Source organism: Citrobacter sp. MGH106 (genome assembly GCF_001037495.1).
Taxonomy (GTDB): domain Bacteria; phylum Pseudomonadota; class Gammaproteobacteria; order Enterobacterales; family Enterobacteriaceae; genus Citrobacter; species Citrobacter murliniae.
Genome location: NZ_KQ089822.1, coordinates 2,841,847 through 2,856,712, shown reverse-complemented (window position 1 = coordinate 2,856,712; position 14,866 = coordinate 2,841,847). Strand labels below are relative to the sequence as shown.

11 protein-coding genes are annotated in these 14,866 nt (G+C 50.1%); 9 read left to right on the top strand and 2 right to left on the bottom strand.

Annotated features, from left to right (window positions below; genetic code table 11):
- Positions 1-7: 7 nt before the first annotated feature.
- Together focA and ycaO are read right to left on the bottom strand one after the other, a co-directional pair.
- On the bottom strand, positions 8-865 hold the full coding sequence (gene focA, locus SK36_RS13440) for a formate transporter FocA (protein ID WP_003831909.1): 858 nt from the start codon (positions 863-865) through the stop codon (positions 8-10).
- A gap of 404 nt (positions 866-1,269) precedes the next feature.
- A complete protein-coding gene (gene ycaO, locus SK36_RS13435) occupies positions 1,270-3,030 on the bottom strand; it encodes a 30S ribosomal protein S12 methylthiotransferase accessory factor YcaO (RefSeq protein WP_048221759.1) in 1,761 nt (586 codons plus the stop codon).
- 136 nt (positions 3,031-3,166) lie between these two features.
- Between ycaO and SK36_RS13430 the strand changes: the two genes are divergently transcribed.
- From SK36_RS13430 to lpxK, 9 genes are all read left to right on the top strand, one after another.
- Positions 3,167-3,859: a DUF421 domain-containing protein gene (locus SK36_RS13430; RefSeq protein ID WP_045441258.1), complete on the top strand. Its 693-nt coding sequence runs from the start codon at positions 3,167-3,169 to the stop codon at positions 3,857-3,859.
- 213 nt (positions 3,860-4,072) lie between these two features.
- Positions 4,073-5,161 (top strand): 3-phosphoserine/phosphohydroxythreonine transaminase, encoded by a 1,089-nt coding sequence (gene serC / locus SK36_RS13425; RefSeq protein WP_045441259.1) that lies wholly within the window; start codon positions 4,073-4,075, stop codon positions 5,159-5,161.
- A gap of 70 nt (positions 5,162-5,231) precedes the next feature.
- Complete coding sequence (gene aroA / locus SK36_RS13420; RefSeq protein ID WP_048221758.1) at positions 5,232-6,515, top strand: 3-phosphoshikimate 1-carboxyvinyltransferase; 1,284 nt, start codon at positions 5,232-5,234, stop codon at positions 6,513-6,515.
- Positions 6,516-6,697: 182 nt separating this feature from the next.
- Positions 6,698-7,381: a (d)CMP kinase gene (cmk, locus tag SK36_RS13415; protein ID WP_045441261.1), complete on the top strand. Its 684-nt coding sequence runs from the start codon at positions 6,698-6,700 to the stop codon at positions 7,379-7,381.
- A gap of 113 nt (positions 7,382-7,494) precedes the next feature.
- Positions 7,495-9,168: a 30S ribosomal protein S1 gene (gene rpsA, locus SK36_RS13410; protein WP_045441262.1), complete on the top strand. Its 1,674-nt coding sequence runs from the start codon at positions 7,495-7,497 to the stop codon at positions 9,166-9,168.
- A 161-nt stretch (positions 9,169-9,329) separates the two neighbouring features.
- Positions 9,330-9,614 (top strand): integration host factor subunit beta, encoded by a 285-nt coding sequence (gene ihfB / locus SK36_RS13405; RefSeq protein WP_003035780.1) that lies wholly within the window; start codon positions 9,330-9,332, stop codon positions 9,612-9,614.
- Positions 9,615-9,818: 204 nt separating this feature from the next.
- Positions 9,819-12,083: a ComEC family protein gene (locus SK36_RS13400; RefSeq protein WP_048221757.1), complete on the top strand. Its 2,265-nt coding sequence runs from the start codon at positions 9,819-9,821 to the stop codon at positions 12,081-12,083.
- A gap of 36 nt (positions 12,084-12,119) precedes the next feature.
- Positions 12,120-13,868: a lipid A ABC transporter ATP-binding protein/permease MsbA gene (msbA, locus tag SK36_RS13395; RefSeq protein ID WP_048221756.1), complete on the top strand. Its 1,749-nt coding sequence runs from the start codon at positions 12,120-12,122 to the stop codon at positions 13,866-13,868.
- The gene (gene lpxK, locus SK36_RS13390) at positions 13,865-14,842 is read left to right on the top strand and encodes a tetraacyldisaccharide 4'-kinase (RefSeq protein ID WP_048221755.1); all 978 of its coding nucleotides are present in this window, start codon (positions 13,865-13,867) and stop codon (positions 14,840-14,842) included. Before msbA ends, lpxK begins: the two co-directional genes overlap by 4 nt.
- Positions 14,843-14,866 lie beyond the last annotated feature (24 nt).

The window sequence follows — 14,866 nt, the reverse complement described above, 5'->3', positions numbered from 1 at the left end:
CAACAAATTAATGATGATCGTTACCACGCAGATAAATGACCCAGTATGTCAACCCGACCAACAAACCGCCGCCGATAATGTTACCGATCGTAACCGGAATCAGGTTATCGGTGATGAAATTCATCACGGTCAGGTGAGAAAAATTCTCCGGAGAGGAACCGACTGCGGTCCAGAATTCCGGGGTGGCGAAATCGCGTATTACGATACCCATAGGGATCATAAACATGTTTGCGATACTGTGCTCAAAACCGCTGGCAACAAACATTGCGACCGGTAATACCATGATAAACGCTTTGTCCATCAGGCTGCGACCTGAGTAGCTCATCCATACGGCCAGACATACCATCAGGTTAGCCAGAATGCCAAGGCTAACAGCCTCAACAAAAGTATGGTGCACTTTGTGATCGGCTGTTTGTAGAACGTTAAGCCCCCATGCGCCATTGGCGGTCATGTACTCGCCAGAAAGCCACATCAGTAACACGAAGATGAGGGCGCCAATCAGGTTGCCGACATATACGTTAAGCCAGTTCTTTGCCAGTTGGCCCCAGGTAATACGACCACTCGCCTTAGCGACGACAATCAGTACCGTTGAGGTGAAGAGGTCTGCACCGCAGACAACACACAGGATCAACCCCAGGGAAAAGCAGATACCACCCACCAATTTTGCCATACCGAAAGGCATTGTTCCGGTGCCGGTGGTGGCGGTGATATAGAAAACAAAGGCAATTGAAATGAATACACCGGCAGTAATTGCCAGATAGAACGTCTTAAGCGGATGTTTCGTTGCTTTATAGACGCCTGCTTCTTCGGCAACTTTGGCCATTGCAGCAGGTAGAATAAGATCAAAAGGGTTGTCAGCTTTCACACTAACTCTCTCTTTATTAAGTCGGCGACGAGATACTAACAAAGCATTATAGATGAGAATTTGATATAGATCATATCTCGCCTGGCTTATAGGCCCGTAAGACGCATGGTTTTTATGCAATTACGGTGTAACTTTTTGATTATCCAAGTAAAAATAAATTTTAAAAATTATAAAGTGAGTTGAATTTTTTCCTTTTGCCCCCTGTTGAGCAGTTAATTAAAATGGAGTAATTGCAATAAAAGGTAACATTACTAAGTTAATTTTTTTAATATCAACTACTAATATTTAACCTTGCTTTTACATTTATTTTTGATTACGCAAAAATAAAAAAATGGGGCACTAAAAGCGCCCCGTAATATAGCGTAGTCAATTGTTGAAGCCTACTCAGAGTAGGCTGTTTGCCACTATTTTGACCAGTGTGCTGCTTTAGCACGCTGCAATTTTTCGTAGGCTCTCAGCAAAGACTGATGTGCCGGGAACGCTTGCAGATCGTTGTCAACGGGCTGGAGGCCATAGAAAGGCGCTTCTCCGCTCAATGCCGCACTTGCCGCTTCAACGGCATCAGCACCGTACATGCGAACAAAGGCATTCAGATATTGCAGCGGTTGCCGATCTTCTTCTTGCGACAGCAGCAACAGCGTTTGCAGACAACGGTAATAGTTTGCACGTTCGGCGCTAAAGACAGAGGCGTTAAATTCCATCGTCCATTCCGTCCAAATCAATGCCTGCTCCAGGTCGCCACCAGCCAGAGCCAGCATGACTTTTAACTCGCCAATGCGCAGGGTAGACCAACCGTTGTCCGGACCAGTCGCCAGGCCCAGCAGTTCACGCACGCGAGTAAAGTCGTCAAAACCTTCTTCATCCAGTTGTTCGAGCAGATTGAGATAGTCTTCTTTATCCCATTCACTGCCCGGCAGAGAAAGGATTGTCTCACGCAAATGCGCGCCCATACCGTTGTTCGCTAACCACAAATCTTCAGCCGGATAGATGTCAGACATACCGGGAACGATAATGCGGCAAGCGTACACGCCCAGGTGTTCGTAGTCGGCGATATACACTTCTTTATCTTCAGTGTTGAAGATAGCCATCAGGGTGGCGAACTCCTGTTCCGTGGTTCCGGAGAAATTCCAGTCGACGAACGGATAATCAGCATCCTGTTTGAACAGATCCCAGGAGATCAAGCCGCTGGAATCGATGAAATGAGTTTCGAGGTTGGTGTGTTCAGCGACTTCTTCGTCGTCGAAGGTCGGCGGAGTGAACACATCGAGATCTTTCAGACCACGGCCTTGTAACAGTTCGGTGACTGTACGTTCCAGTGCCACGCCAAAATCAGGATGTGCGCCGAATGAAGCAAAGCAGGTGCCATTGGCAGGGTTAAACAAAACCACGCAGATTACTGGGTATTTGCCGCCCAGAGAGCCGTCATACGCGAAAATCGGGAAACCTTCCGCTTCCAGTTTGGCGATGGACTCGACAACCGCCGGATAGCGCGCCAGCACGTCGGCAGGAATTTCCGGCAGGCTGATGCTTTCCGCGATAATACGATTCTTCACATAACGTTCAAAGACCTCAGACAAACCCTGAACGCGCGCTTCATTAGGCGTGTTACCGGCGGACATCCCGTTAGATACGTACAGGTTGCCGATAATGTTCATCGGAATATAGACGGTCTGGTTATCAGACTGGCGGGTAAACGGCAGGCCGCAGACACCGCGTTCTTCATTGCCTGACTGCAGATCGATAAGCATGCTTCCGGTCAGTTCATTTTCTGGATCGTAGAATGCGCGCAGACGCGGATCCAGCAGACCTTCCGGAACGTTGTCGTCTTCGGTCAACGGGAACCACTTTTCGTTCGGATAATGCACGAACGGACTGTTAGCGATGGTTTCACCCAACCAGAAATCAGCAAAGAAGTAGTTAGTGGACAGACGCTCAAAATATTCACCCAGCGCGGAAGCCAGCGCTGCTTTTTTCGTCGCGCCCTTGCCGTTGGTGAAGCACAGTGCGCACTCTTTATCGCGGATATGTACAGACCAGACGTTAGGAACGGGGTTTAACCATGAAGCTTCTTCAATATGGAAACCGAGGTCGAGCAATTTTTGCTGGAAGCGGGCGATGGAATCTTCCAGAGCGGCATCTTTGCCGGGGATAAATGTTTGCGTCATGAAAATCACTTTTGTCGTACGGAAAGCGCGCAATGATACGGGTTTTAAATGAATGGCGCTATCGCCGCTACCACTGCGGCGTAAATAAAAGTATTGGCTATGCTTTCACACAGTCCACAACGTTTAGAGCGTAAGAATGAAAGCATTTGATTTGCAGCGTATGGCTCTTGATAAGGTGCCAATGGATTTTCTTGGCGAGGTTGCTCTGCGTAGCCTCTATACCTTTATATTAGTTTTCCTTTTCTTAAAGCTCACAGGACGGCGTGGCGTTCGTCAGATGTCACTTTTTGAAGTGCTGATTATTTTGACGCTGGGTTCAGCTGCGGGTGATGTGGCGTTCTATGACGATGTCCCTATGCTTCCGGTACTGGTGGTTTTTATGACCCTGGCGCTGCTTTATCGTTTAGTGATGTGGTTAATGGCACATAGCGAAAAGCTGGAGGATTTGCTGGAAGGCAAGCCAGTGGTCATCGTTGAGGATGGCGAACTGGCATGGTCAAAGCTTCACAACGCCAATATGACGGAATTCGAATTCTTTATGGAGCTACGTCTCAATGGTGTCGAGCAACTTGGGCAGGTCAGGCTGGCGATTCTTGAAACGAACGGGCAGATTAGCGTCTATTTTTTCGAGGATAAACAGATCAAACCCGGACTAAGCATTCTTCCCAAACACTGCACACAACGATTTAAGGTTGTACCTGAAGCGGGAGACTATGCCTGCGTACGTTGTAGTGAAGTGATCCAAATGAGTGCGGGCGATCATCAATTATGTCCGCGCTGTGCAAATCCAGAATGGTCGAAGGCCAGCCGGGCAAAACGCGTCACCTGACAGCGAAAATCTCGGTTTTTTTCCGTCAATCCGATAGATTCTGTTGTGTGATGCATCGCTCATTTTTACCCTGGTCATTTTTACCCATTGCGGCGCGTGTCACTGAATGATAAAACCGATATCCACAGGAATAACTTATACCCAATGTCTGTCACAGGAATTATCGTAACGACAGGATGTTGATCGGATAACAACACAACGTGGTGAGGGGAAATGGCTCAGGTCTTCAATTTTAGTTCAGGTCCGGCAATGCTACCGGCAGAAGTACTTAAACTGGCTCAACAGGATCTTTGTGACTGGAATGGTCTTGGCACGTCGGTAATGGAAATTAGCCACCGGGGTAAAGAGTTTATTCAGGTCGCAGAGGAAGCCGAGCAGGATTTTCGTGATCTTCTCAGTATCCCCTCCAACTATAAAGTGTTGTTCTGCCATGGTGGTGGTCGTGGGCAGTTTGCCGGTATCCCATTAAATATTCTGGGTAATAAAACTACGGCGGATTACGTTGATGCCGGTTATTGGGCAGCCAGTGCTATTAAAGAAGCGAAAAAGTACTGCACGCCGAATGTTATTGATGCCAAAGTTACCGTTGACGGCCTGCGTGCTGTCAAGCCAATGAGCGAATGGCAGCTTTCTGATAACGCGGCGTACCTGCACTATTGTCCGAATGAAACCATCGATGGCATTGCGATCGATGAAACGCCGAAGTTTGCCAGCAATGTGGTGGTGACGGCGGATCTATCCTCCACCATTCTTTCCGGCCCGCTGGATGTTAGCCGCTATGGCGTTATCTATGCTGGAGCACAGAAGAATATCGGTCCAGCAGGGCTGACGATTGTTATCGTTCGTGAAGATTTACTGGGTAAAGCCCACGTGTCCTGTCCGTCGATCCTTGACTACACCGTACTGAACGACAATGACTCCATGTTCAATACACCACCGACTTTTGCCTGGTATCTTTCTGGTCTGGTCTTTAAATGGCTGAAAGAACAGGGTGGTGTTAATGCTATGGATAAAATTAACCAGCAAAAAGCAGAGCTACTGTATAGCGTGATTGATAACAGTGACTTCTACCGCAATGATGTCGCGAAGTCTAACCGCTCACGCATGAACGTACCGTTCCAGTTAGCTGACAGCTCGCTGGATAAACTCTTCCTGGAAGAGTCGTTCGCAGCGGGTTTGCATGCGCTGAAAGGACATCGGGTTGTCGGCGGTATGCGAGCGTCTATCTACAATGCCATGCCGCTTGAAGGTGTGAAAGCGCTGACCGATTTCATGATCGATTTCGAGCGTCGCCGCGGTTAATTTGTTGTTTCTTTTCATCCCCGCAGCCAGCCTGTGGGGTTTTTATGTCTGTTTTTGAGAGTTAAGTTTCATGGAATCCCTGACGTTACAACCCATTGCGCGGGTGGATGGCACCATCAATCTGCCTGGATCCAAAAGTGTTTCTAACCGCGCTTTGCTGCTGGCTGCATTAGCGAATGGTACTACTGTCCTGACAAACCTGCTGGACAGCGATGATGTTCGCCATATGCTCAATGCTCTGAACGCGTTAGGGATTAGCTATACCCTTTCAGCCGATCGCACTCGCTGTGAAATTACTGGCAATGGTGGCCCATTACATGCCGAAGGCGCTGTCGAACTGTTCCTCGGCAATGCCGGAACCGCGATGCGCCCTTTAGCTGCTGCGCTGTGTCTGGGAAATAATGATATCGTGCTGACGGGCGAACCGCGCATGAAAGAGCGCCCGATTGGTCATCTGGTAGATGCGCTACGCCAGGGCGGAGCAGAGATTGAATACCTTGAGCAGGAAAACTATCCGCCTTTACGTCTGCGCGGTGGTTTTGTTGGCGGGCAGGTAGAGGTTGACGGCAGTGTTTCCAGCCAGTTCCTGACAGCGTTATTGATGACCGCACCGCTGGCACCGCAGGATACGACGATCGCGATTAAAGGCGAACTGGTGTCAAAACCCTACATCGACATCACACTGAATTTGATGAAAACGTTTGGTGTTGAAATTGAGAACCAGAATTACCAGCGCTTTGTGGTGCAGGGGGGGCAGCAGTACCAGTCTCCGGGTCATTACCTGGTAGAAGGGGATGCGTCATCAGCCTCTTACTTCCTCGCTGCCGGAGCGATTAAAGGCGGTACAGTAAAAGTCACTGGGATTGGCCGCAATAGTATGCAGGGCGATATTCGTTTCGCTGATGTGCTGGAAAAAATGGGCGCGACCATTACCTGGGGGGACGACTTCATAGCCTGTACGCGCGGTGAATTAAACGCTGTTGATATGGACATGAATCACATCCCGGATGCGGCAATGACCATTGCCACCGCAGCGCTTTTTGCTAAAGGTACGACGACCTTACGTAATATCTACAACTGGCGTGTCAAAGAGACCGACCGTCTGTTCGCAATGGCGACAGAGTTACGTAAAGTTGGTGCTGAAGTGGAAGAGGGGCATGATTTTATCCGTATTACACCGCCAGCATCGTTAACATTCGCGGACATCGCGACCTATAACGATCACCGTATAGCGATGTGTTTCTCTCTGGTGGCGTTATCTGATACGCCAGTTACTATTCTTGACCCTAAATGTACCGCAAAAACCTTCCCGGATTACTTTGAACAGCTGGCGCGTATTAGTACGCCTGTCTGATTTGATCGCCGCACCATCGGGTGCGGCACATTCTTACGCTTTCTGACATCCCCGATTGTCCATTTATTCTACACTCAGCTTCAATGACTCTGTATTTTTCACACAAAGATAACGATCGTTGACGTTGGCGCGTATAATGCGCGGCGTTCACGTTAACGGTATGCCTGTTTAAGGAGAAAAAGATGACGGCAATTGCCCCGGTTATTACCATTGATGGCCCAAGCGGTGCAGGTAAAGGCACCTTGTGCAAGGCAATGGCGGAAGCATTGCAGTGGCATCTGTTAGATTCTGGCGCGATTTATCGTGTACTGGCGCTCGCGGCGTTACATCACCATGTTGATGTCGCTTCTGAAGATGCGCTGGTCCCGCTTGCGTCGCATCTGGATGTGCGCTTTATCTCAACAGACGGCAATCTGGAAGTTATTCTGGAAGGTGAAGATGTTAGCGGTGAAATCCGCACCCAGGAGGTGGCTAATGCTGCATCTCAGGTGGCTGCGTTTCCTCGTGTTCGTGAAGCACTTTTACGTCGCCAACGCGCCTTTCGCGAAGCGCCGGGATTGATCGCTGACGGACGTGATATGGGGACAGTGGTGTTCCCTGACGCACCGGTGAAAATTTTTCTGGACGCGTCCTCGCAAGAACGTGCGCATCGACGTATGCTACAGTTGCAGGAGAAGGGCTTTAGTGTTAACTTTGAACGCCTTTTGGCCGAGATCGAAGAACGCGACGACCGCGATCGTAATCGTGCTGTAGCGCCATTAGTTCCTGCTGCCGATGCTTTAGTTTTGGACTCAACCCGATTAAGCATTGAGCAAGTGATTGAAAAAGCGTTACAATACGCGCGCCAAAAACTGGCACTCGCTTAAGTGCGACCGAATTTGCAGTACCCCCGTTGCAATGGAATGACAGCGGGTATGTTAAACAACCCCATCCGGCATGGAGCCAGGTGGACGTTAAATATGAAACCTGAAGATTAAACATGACTGAATCTTTTGCTCAACTGTTTGAAGAATCCTTAAAAGAAATCGAAACCCGTCCGGGTTCCATCGTTCGTGGTGTTGTTGTTGCTATCGACAAAGATATCGTACTGGTTGATGCCGGTCTGAAATCTGAGTCTGCCATTCCGGCAGAGCAGTTCAAAAATGCCCAGGGCGAGCTGGAAATCCAGGTTGGTGACGAAGTTGATGTTGCTCTGGATGCAGTAGAAGACGGCTTCGGTGAAACTCTGCTGTCCCGTGAAAAAGCTAAGCGTCACGAAGCTTGGATCACGCTGGAAAAAGCTTACGAAGAAGCTGCGACCGTTACTGGTGTTATCAATGGCAAAGTCAAGGGTGGCTTCACTGTTGAGCTGAATGGTATTCGCGCGTTCCTGCCGGGTTCCCTGGTAGACGTTCGTCCGGTCCGCGACACGCTGCACCTGGAAGGCAAAGAGCTTGAGTTCAAAGTAATCAAGCTGGATCAGAAGCGTAACAACGTTGTTGTTTCCCGTCGTGCCGTTATCGAATCCGAAAACAGCGCAGAACGCGATCAGCTGCTGGAAAACCTGCAGGAAGGCATGGAAGTTAAAGGTATCGTTAAGAACCTCACTGACTACGGTGCATTCGTTGATCTGGGTGGCGTTGACGGCCTGCTGCACATCACCGACATGGCATGGAAACGCGTTAAGCATCCGAGCGAAATCGTAAACGTTGGCGACGAAATCACTGTTAAAGTGCTGAAGTTCGACCGCGAGCGTACTCGTGTATCTCTGGGCCTGAAACAGCTGGGCGAAGATCCATGGGTAGCTATCGCTAAGCGTTATCCGGAAGGTACCAAACTGACTGGTCGCGTGACCAACCTGACCGACTACGGCTGCTTCGTTGAAATCGAAGAAGGCGTTGAAGGCCTGGTTCACGTTTCCGAAATGGATTGGACCAACAAAAACATCCACCCGTCCAAAGTTGTTAACGTTGGCGATGTAGTGGAAGTTATGGTTCTGGATATCGACGAAGAACGTCGTCGTATCTCCCTGGGTCTGAAGCAGTGCAAAAACAACCCATGGCAGCAGTTCGCGGAAACCCACAACAAGGGCGACCGTGTTGAAGGTAAAATCAAGTCTATCACTGACTTCGGTATCTTCATCGGCCTGGACGGCGGCATCGACGGCCTGGTTCACCTGTCTGACATCTCCTGGAACGTTGCAGGCGAAGAAGCAGTTCGTGAATACAAAAAAGGCGACGAAATCGCAGCAGTTGTTCTGCAGGTTGATGCAGAACGTGAGCGTATCTCTCTGGGCGTTAAACAGCTCGCAGAAGATCCGTTCAACAACTGGGTTGCACTGAACAAGAAAGGCGCAATCGTAAACGGTAAAGTGACTGCAGTTGACGCTAAAGGCGCAACCGTAGAACTGGCTGACGGCGTTGAAGGTTACCTGCGCGCTTCTGAAGCTTCACGTGACCGCGTTGAAGATGCAACTCTGGTTCTGAGCGTAGGCGACGACGTTGAAGCTAAATTCACCGGCGTTGATCGTAAGAACCGTGCAATCAGCCTGTCTGTTCGTGCTAAAGACGAAGCTGATGAGAAAGATGCAATCGCAACTGTTAACAAACAGGAAGATGCAAACTTCTCCAACAACGCAATGGCTGAAGCTTTCAAAGCAGCTAAAGGCGAGTAATATCGAGTACTCTCTCATTCCTTTGTGCTATCAACAGCACAAAGGGTGACGAGTAGCTTGACAGATGACAGGATTCGTCCTGTAATCAATGACAAAGGGCGGCTACGGCCGCCCTTAATCAATGCAGCAGCTAATTTTGCCTTTAAGGAACCGGAGGAATCATGACCAAGTCAGAATTGATTGAAAGACTTGCAACCCAGCAACCTCATATTCCCGCGAAAGCGGTTGAAGATGCAGTAAAAGAGATGCTGGAACATATGGCCTCGACTCTTGCGCAGGGCGAGCGTATTGAAATCCGCGGTTTCGGCAGTTTTTCTTTGCATTACCGCGCACCACGCACCGGACGTAATCCGAAGACTGGCGATAAAGTGGATCTGGAAGGGAAATATGTTCCGCACTTTAAACCGGGTAAAGAACTGCGCGATCGCGCCAATATTTACGGTTAAGTTTTAAAAGAAACTTAAGCGCGAAAAAGCACCTGAATGGGTGCTTTTTTCATTTTGACACCCATATTTGAATGCCTCCTCGCAGTTAATTTGCACGTTACATTTCCCATGTAAAAACCGCGGAACCCACCGCGTTTAACGGACAATTTTCACCAGACAACCGTTAAGCTGTACTGCACACTTCCGCCAACAGGGAGGTGTCTGATGAAAATAACAACGGTGAGTTTGTGTGCGTTGTGCGGCATGCTGCCACTTACGCTATTGCCAGCGCTGCCTGGAGCGCTGTATTTCAGTGGTCTGTTTTGTCTGGCATGTATGCTCTGTCTTATTCCTCGCAAATATCTGCAATACACCGGATTAACCCTGTTGTTCTTTCTCTGGGGAATACTGGCGGCGAAAGAAGCGATCTGGGCGAGTAATACGCTCCCTGCCAGGACCCAGCAGGCCATCGTCCAGATTACCAGTACGGACAATAAGACGACACACTACGGGAAAATAACGCACCTTCAGGGACGTCGGATATTTCCAGCAGTGGGGATCGTGCTGTACGGACAGTATTTACCCGGCGATGTTTGTGCGGGCCAGCAATGGGATATGACGCTCAAGGTTCGTGCGGTACATGGGCAGTTGAATGAAGGTGGATTTGATAGCCAGCGTTATGCGCTAGCACAGCATCAGGTGCTGACTGGGCGTTTTCTGCAGGCCACGGTTATCATGCCAAAATGCAGTTTGCGTGCTCGTTACCTCTCTTCACTCAATACCGCTCTGGCCACGTATCCCTGGCAGCAGGTCATACTGGGCCTGGGAATGGGGGAACGATTATCCGTTTCGCAAGAGGTGAAAACCATAATGCGTGATACCGGCACTGCGCATTTGATGGCCATTTCCGGGCTGCACATTGCTTTTGCCGCACTACTGGTCGGCGGGTTGATACGCGGCGGACAATTTTTTATGCCGACACGATGGCTCCACTGGCAGGTACCGCTGGTTGGCGGAATAGCCAGTGCGGCATTCTATGCATGGCTAACGGGTTTACAACCTCCTGCATTACGTACGGTGGTTGCACTGATTGTGTGGGGAGCGCTTCAATTAAGTGGTAGGCAGTGGAGTGGGTGGTCGGTCTGGGTATGTTGCCTGGCCGCCATCGTACTGGTGGATCCAGTCAGCATTCTTTCTCAGAGCCTCTGGTTATCGGCTTTTGCTGTTGCGGCACTGATATTCTGGTATCAGTGGGTTCCAGTGTCGGATCGACCGCTATCCCGTGTCGGACATGTAATCCTGGCGCTGATCCATCTTCAGTTGGGTATTACCGTTCTGTTGATGCCTGTGCAAATCGCTTTTTTTCACGGCATCAGCCTGACATCTTTTCTGGCTAATTTATTTGCCGTCCCGCTGGTTACGTTCGTTTCCGTCCCGCTGATACTCGCCGCAATGATTGTGCATTTAACCGGTCTGGTGATGCTCGAATCGGGACTATGGTATTTGGCTGACCGTTCTCTGGCGCTTCTATTCTGGACGCTCAACAAGCTGCCAGAAGGGTGGGTTAACATTGATGAACGCTGGCAATGGCTAGCATTATCTCCCTGGTTGATGCTTATCGCATGGCGGCTGAATATCTGGCGTACCCTGCCGATAGTCTGTATTTCTGGACTGTTTTTGCTGAGCGTGCCGCTCTGGATAACGCCGCGAAATGACGTATGGCAGGTGCATATGCTGGATGTCGGGCAGGGGCTGGCGATGGTGATTACCCGTAATGGGAAGGCGATACTTTATGATACCGGTCTGGCCTGGCCGGAAGGCGACAGCGCGCAACAGCTCATTATTCCCTGGTTACGCTGGCACAACCTGGAACCGGAAGGGATTATTCTCAGTCATGAGCATATGGATCACCGGGGGGGATTACGCTCACTACAAAAGACCTGGCCATCTTTGTGGACAAGAAGTCCGTTGGGCTGGGAAGGGCATCTTCCTTGTTTTCGCGGGGAGAGGTGGCAATGGCAGGGTTTAACGTTTAGCGCACACTGGCCAATCAGAAGAAATAAAGAGCAGGGAAATAATCAATCCTGCGTGGTAAAAGTTGATGATGGAAATCACAGCATCCTTCTGACAGGTGATATTGAATCTTCTGCTGAACAAAAAATGCTAAGTCACTACTGGCAGCATCTTCGGTCTACTTTTATTCAAGTTCCGCATCATGGCAGTAATACCTCCTCATCATTAGCGCTGATTCAGCGGGTTGGCGGACAAGGCGCTTTAGCCTCAGCGTCACGCTACAATGCCTGGCGCCTGCCATCCAGGAAGGTGAAGCAGCGTTACCTGCAACAGGGTTATCAATGGCTGGATACACCTCATCAGGGCCAAGTTACACTGGATTTTTATCAGAAAAGTTGGCGAGTACGCAGTTTAAGGGATCAGATTTTACCCCGTTGGTATCATCAGTGGTTTGGCGTGCCGGAGGATAACGGGTAGAATATGCGGCTATTCTAACAAATGCTGGTTTTTTGAATGCATAACGATAAAGATCTCTCTACGTGGCAGACATTTCGCCGACTATGGCCAACCATAGCGCCTTTTAAATCGGGTCTGATCGTGGCGGGTATAGCGTTAGTCCTTAACGCGGCCAGCGATACCTTCATGTTATCGCTCCTTAAGCCATTACTGGATGATGGTTTTGGTAAAACAGATCGCTCAGTGCTGCTGTGGATGCCGCTGGTGGTTATTGGGCTGATGATTGTACGTGGCTTAACCAGCTACGTCTCCAGCTACTGTATTTCATGGGTGTCAGGCAAAGTGGTTATGACCATGCGCCGCCGCCTGTTTGGTCATATGATGGGCATGCCCGTCGCCTTTTTTGATAAGCAGTCTACCGGTACGTTACTGTCACGTATTACCTATGATTCAGAGCAGGTGGCGTCTTCGTCTTCCGGCGCGTTGATCACCGTGGTGCGTGAAGGGGCCTCAATTATTGGCCTGTTTATCATGATGTTTTATTACAGCTGGCAGCTGTCATTAATCCTGATTGTGCTGGCCCCTATTGTATCAATTGCGATTCGTGTTGTTTCCAAGCGCTTTCGTAGCATCAGTAAAAACATGCAAAATACGATGGGGCAGGTTACAACCAGTGCAGAGCAAATGCTGAAAGGCCACAAAGAAGTTCTGATATTCGGTGGTCAGGAAGTTGAAACCAAGCGTTTTGATAAAGTCAGCAATAAGATGCGCTTGCAAGGCATGAAGATGGTTTCTGCATCTTCCATCTCCGATCCTATCATCCAGTTGATTGCCTCCTTGGCTCTGGCCTTCGTGTTATACGCAGCCAGTTTCCCAAGTGTGATGGAAAACCTGACTGCGGGGACAATTACGGTTGTCTTCTCCTCTATGATCGCCCTGATGCGTCCGCTGAAGTCTCTGACTAACGTCAACGCGCAGTTCCAGCGTGGTATGGCTGCATGCCAGACCTTGTTTACTATTCTGGATAGTGAACAAGAAAAAGACGAAGGTAAACGTGTGATTGAACGTGCTACCGGCGATCTGGAATTCCGTAATGTGACCTTTACCTATCCGGGTCGTGAAGTTCCAGCGTTGCGTAACATTAATCTGAATATCCCGGCGGGTAAAACCGTGGCGCTGGTAGGCCGTTCCGGTTCAGGAAAATCCACCATTGCGAGTCTGATTACGCGCTTCTACGACATTGATGAAGGGCAGATTCTGATGGACGGACACGATCTGCGTGAATACACCCTGGCATCCTTACGCGATCAAGTGGCTCTGGTCTCGCAGAACGTACACCTGTTTAACGATACGGTTGCGAACAACATTGCCTACGCGCGCACAGATATGTACAGCCGGGAGCAGATTGAAAAAGCGGCGCAGATGGCTTATGCCATGGATTTCATCAACAAAATGGATGATGGTCTGGATACGGTGATTGGCGAGAACGGCGTCCTGCTGTCCGGCGGCCAACGCCAGCGTATCGCTATCGCCCGTGCTTTGCTGCGCGACAGCCCGATTTTGATCCTTGATGAGGCTACGTCAGCTCTGGATACAGAGTCCGAACGCGCAATTCAGGCTGCACTGGATGAGTTACAGAAAAACCGTACTTCACTGGTCATTGCTCATCGCCTTTCAACTATCGAACAAGCGGATGAAATCGTGGTGGTGGAAGACGGGCTGATTGTTGAGCGCGGCACCCATAGCGAACTGCTCGAACAGCGCGGTGTGTATGCACAACTGCACAAAATGCAATTTGGCCAATGATTGCGCGCATTTGGTCTGGTGAATCGCCGCTGTGGCGATTATTACTTCCGCTCTCCTGGCTCTACGGACTGGTGAGCGGAGGTATCCGCTTATGCTACACGTTAGGACTTAAACGTGCATGGCGCGCACCAGTGCCGGTTGTTGTTGTCGGAAACCTGACTGCGGGTGGCAATGGTAAAACGCCAGTGGTAATTTGGCTGGTTGAACAATTGCAGCAACGCGGCATTCGCGTGGGCGTTGTTTCTCGTGGCTATGGCGGGAAAGCACAGGCTTATCCGCTTTTGCTGACAACAGAGACGACCACGGCAGAAGCGGGTGATGAACCTGTGCTGATCTTCCAGCGTACCGGTGTGCCAGTGGCTGTCTCTCCGGTAAGAGCGGATGCGGTAAAAGCCATTCTTGCCCGGCACGACGTGCAGATTATTGTTACCGATGATGGGTTACAGCACTATCGTCTGGCGCGTGATGTTGAAATTGTAGTGATTGACGGTGAACGTCGGTTCGGTAATGGCTGGTGGCTTCCGGCTGGTCCAATGCGCGAGCGTGCCGGACGCCTCAAATCAGTTGACGCGACGATCGTCAATGGTGGCACTCCATTGCCGGGGGAAATTCCCATGTGCCTTGAGCCAGGTCTGGCCGTTAATTTACGTACAGGTGAGCGGCGTAATGTAGCGCAGCTACCCAATATTGTTGCCATGGCGGGTATTGGTCATCCCCCCCGTTTTTTTGCCACACTTGAGGCATGCGGCGCCCGTCCGCAGAAGTGTATCGCGCTGGCAGACCACCAGTCTCTGACCTACAGTGACGTCAGCGTGTTGTCAGGTGAAGACCAAACGCTCGTCATGACGGAGAAAGACGCAGTTAAATGTCGCGCTTTTGCCGATGACAACTGGTGGTACTTACCCGTTGATGCTCATCTGTCGGGTGAACAACCTGGTGTCTTACTCGATAAGTTAACCTCGCTGACTCGCTAACAGATTCAAGCCGCGGCAGCGAAT

What these genes read in the sequence shown, in the direction of transcription:
- rpsA (WP_045441262.1), top strand. Translation starts at nt 7,495, where the DNA reads ATGACTGAATCTTTTGCTCAACTGTTTGAAGAATCCTTAAAAGAAATC.
- SK36_RS13400 (WP_048221757.1), top strand. Translation starts at nt 9,819, where the DNA reads ATGAAAATAACAACGGTGAGTTTGTGTGCGTTGTGCGGCATGCTGCCA.
- serC (WP_045441259.1), top strand. Translation starts at nt 4,073, where the DNA reads ATGGCTCAGGTCTTCAATTTTAGTTCAGGTCCGGCAATGCTACCGGCA.
- lpxK (WP_048221755.1), top strand. Translation starts at nt 13,865, where the DNA reads ATGATTGCGCGCATTTGGTCTGGTGAATCGCCGCTGTGGCGATTATTA.
- msbA (WP_048221756.1), top strand. Translation starts at nt 12,120, where the DNA reads ATGCATAACGATAAAGATCTCTCTACGTGGCAGACATTTCGCCGACTA.
- SK36_RS13430 (WP_045441258.1), top strand. Translation starts at nt 3,167, where the DNA reads ATGAAAGCATTTGATTTGCAGCGTATGGCTCTTGATAAGGTGCCAATG.
- aroA (WP_048221758.1), top strand. Translation starts at nt 5,232, where the DNA reads ATGGAATCCCTGACGTTACAACCCATTGCGCGGGTGGATGGCACCATC.
- ycaO (WP_048221759.1), bottom strand. Translation starts at nt 3,030, where the DNA reads ATGACGCAAACATTTATCCCCGGCAAAGATGCCGCTCTGGAAGATTCC.
- cmk (WP_045441261.1), top strand. Translation starts at nt 6,698, where the DNA reads ATGACGGCAATTGCCCCGGTTATTACCATTGATGGCCCAAGCGGTGCA.
- ihfB (WP_003035780.1), top strand. Translation starts at nt 9,330, where the DNA reads ATGACCAAGTCAGAATTGATTGAAAGACTTGCAACCCAGCAACCTCAT.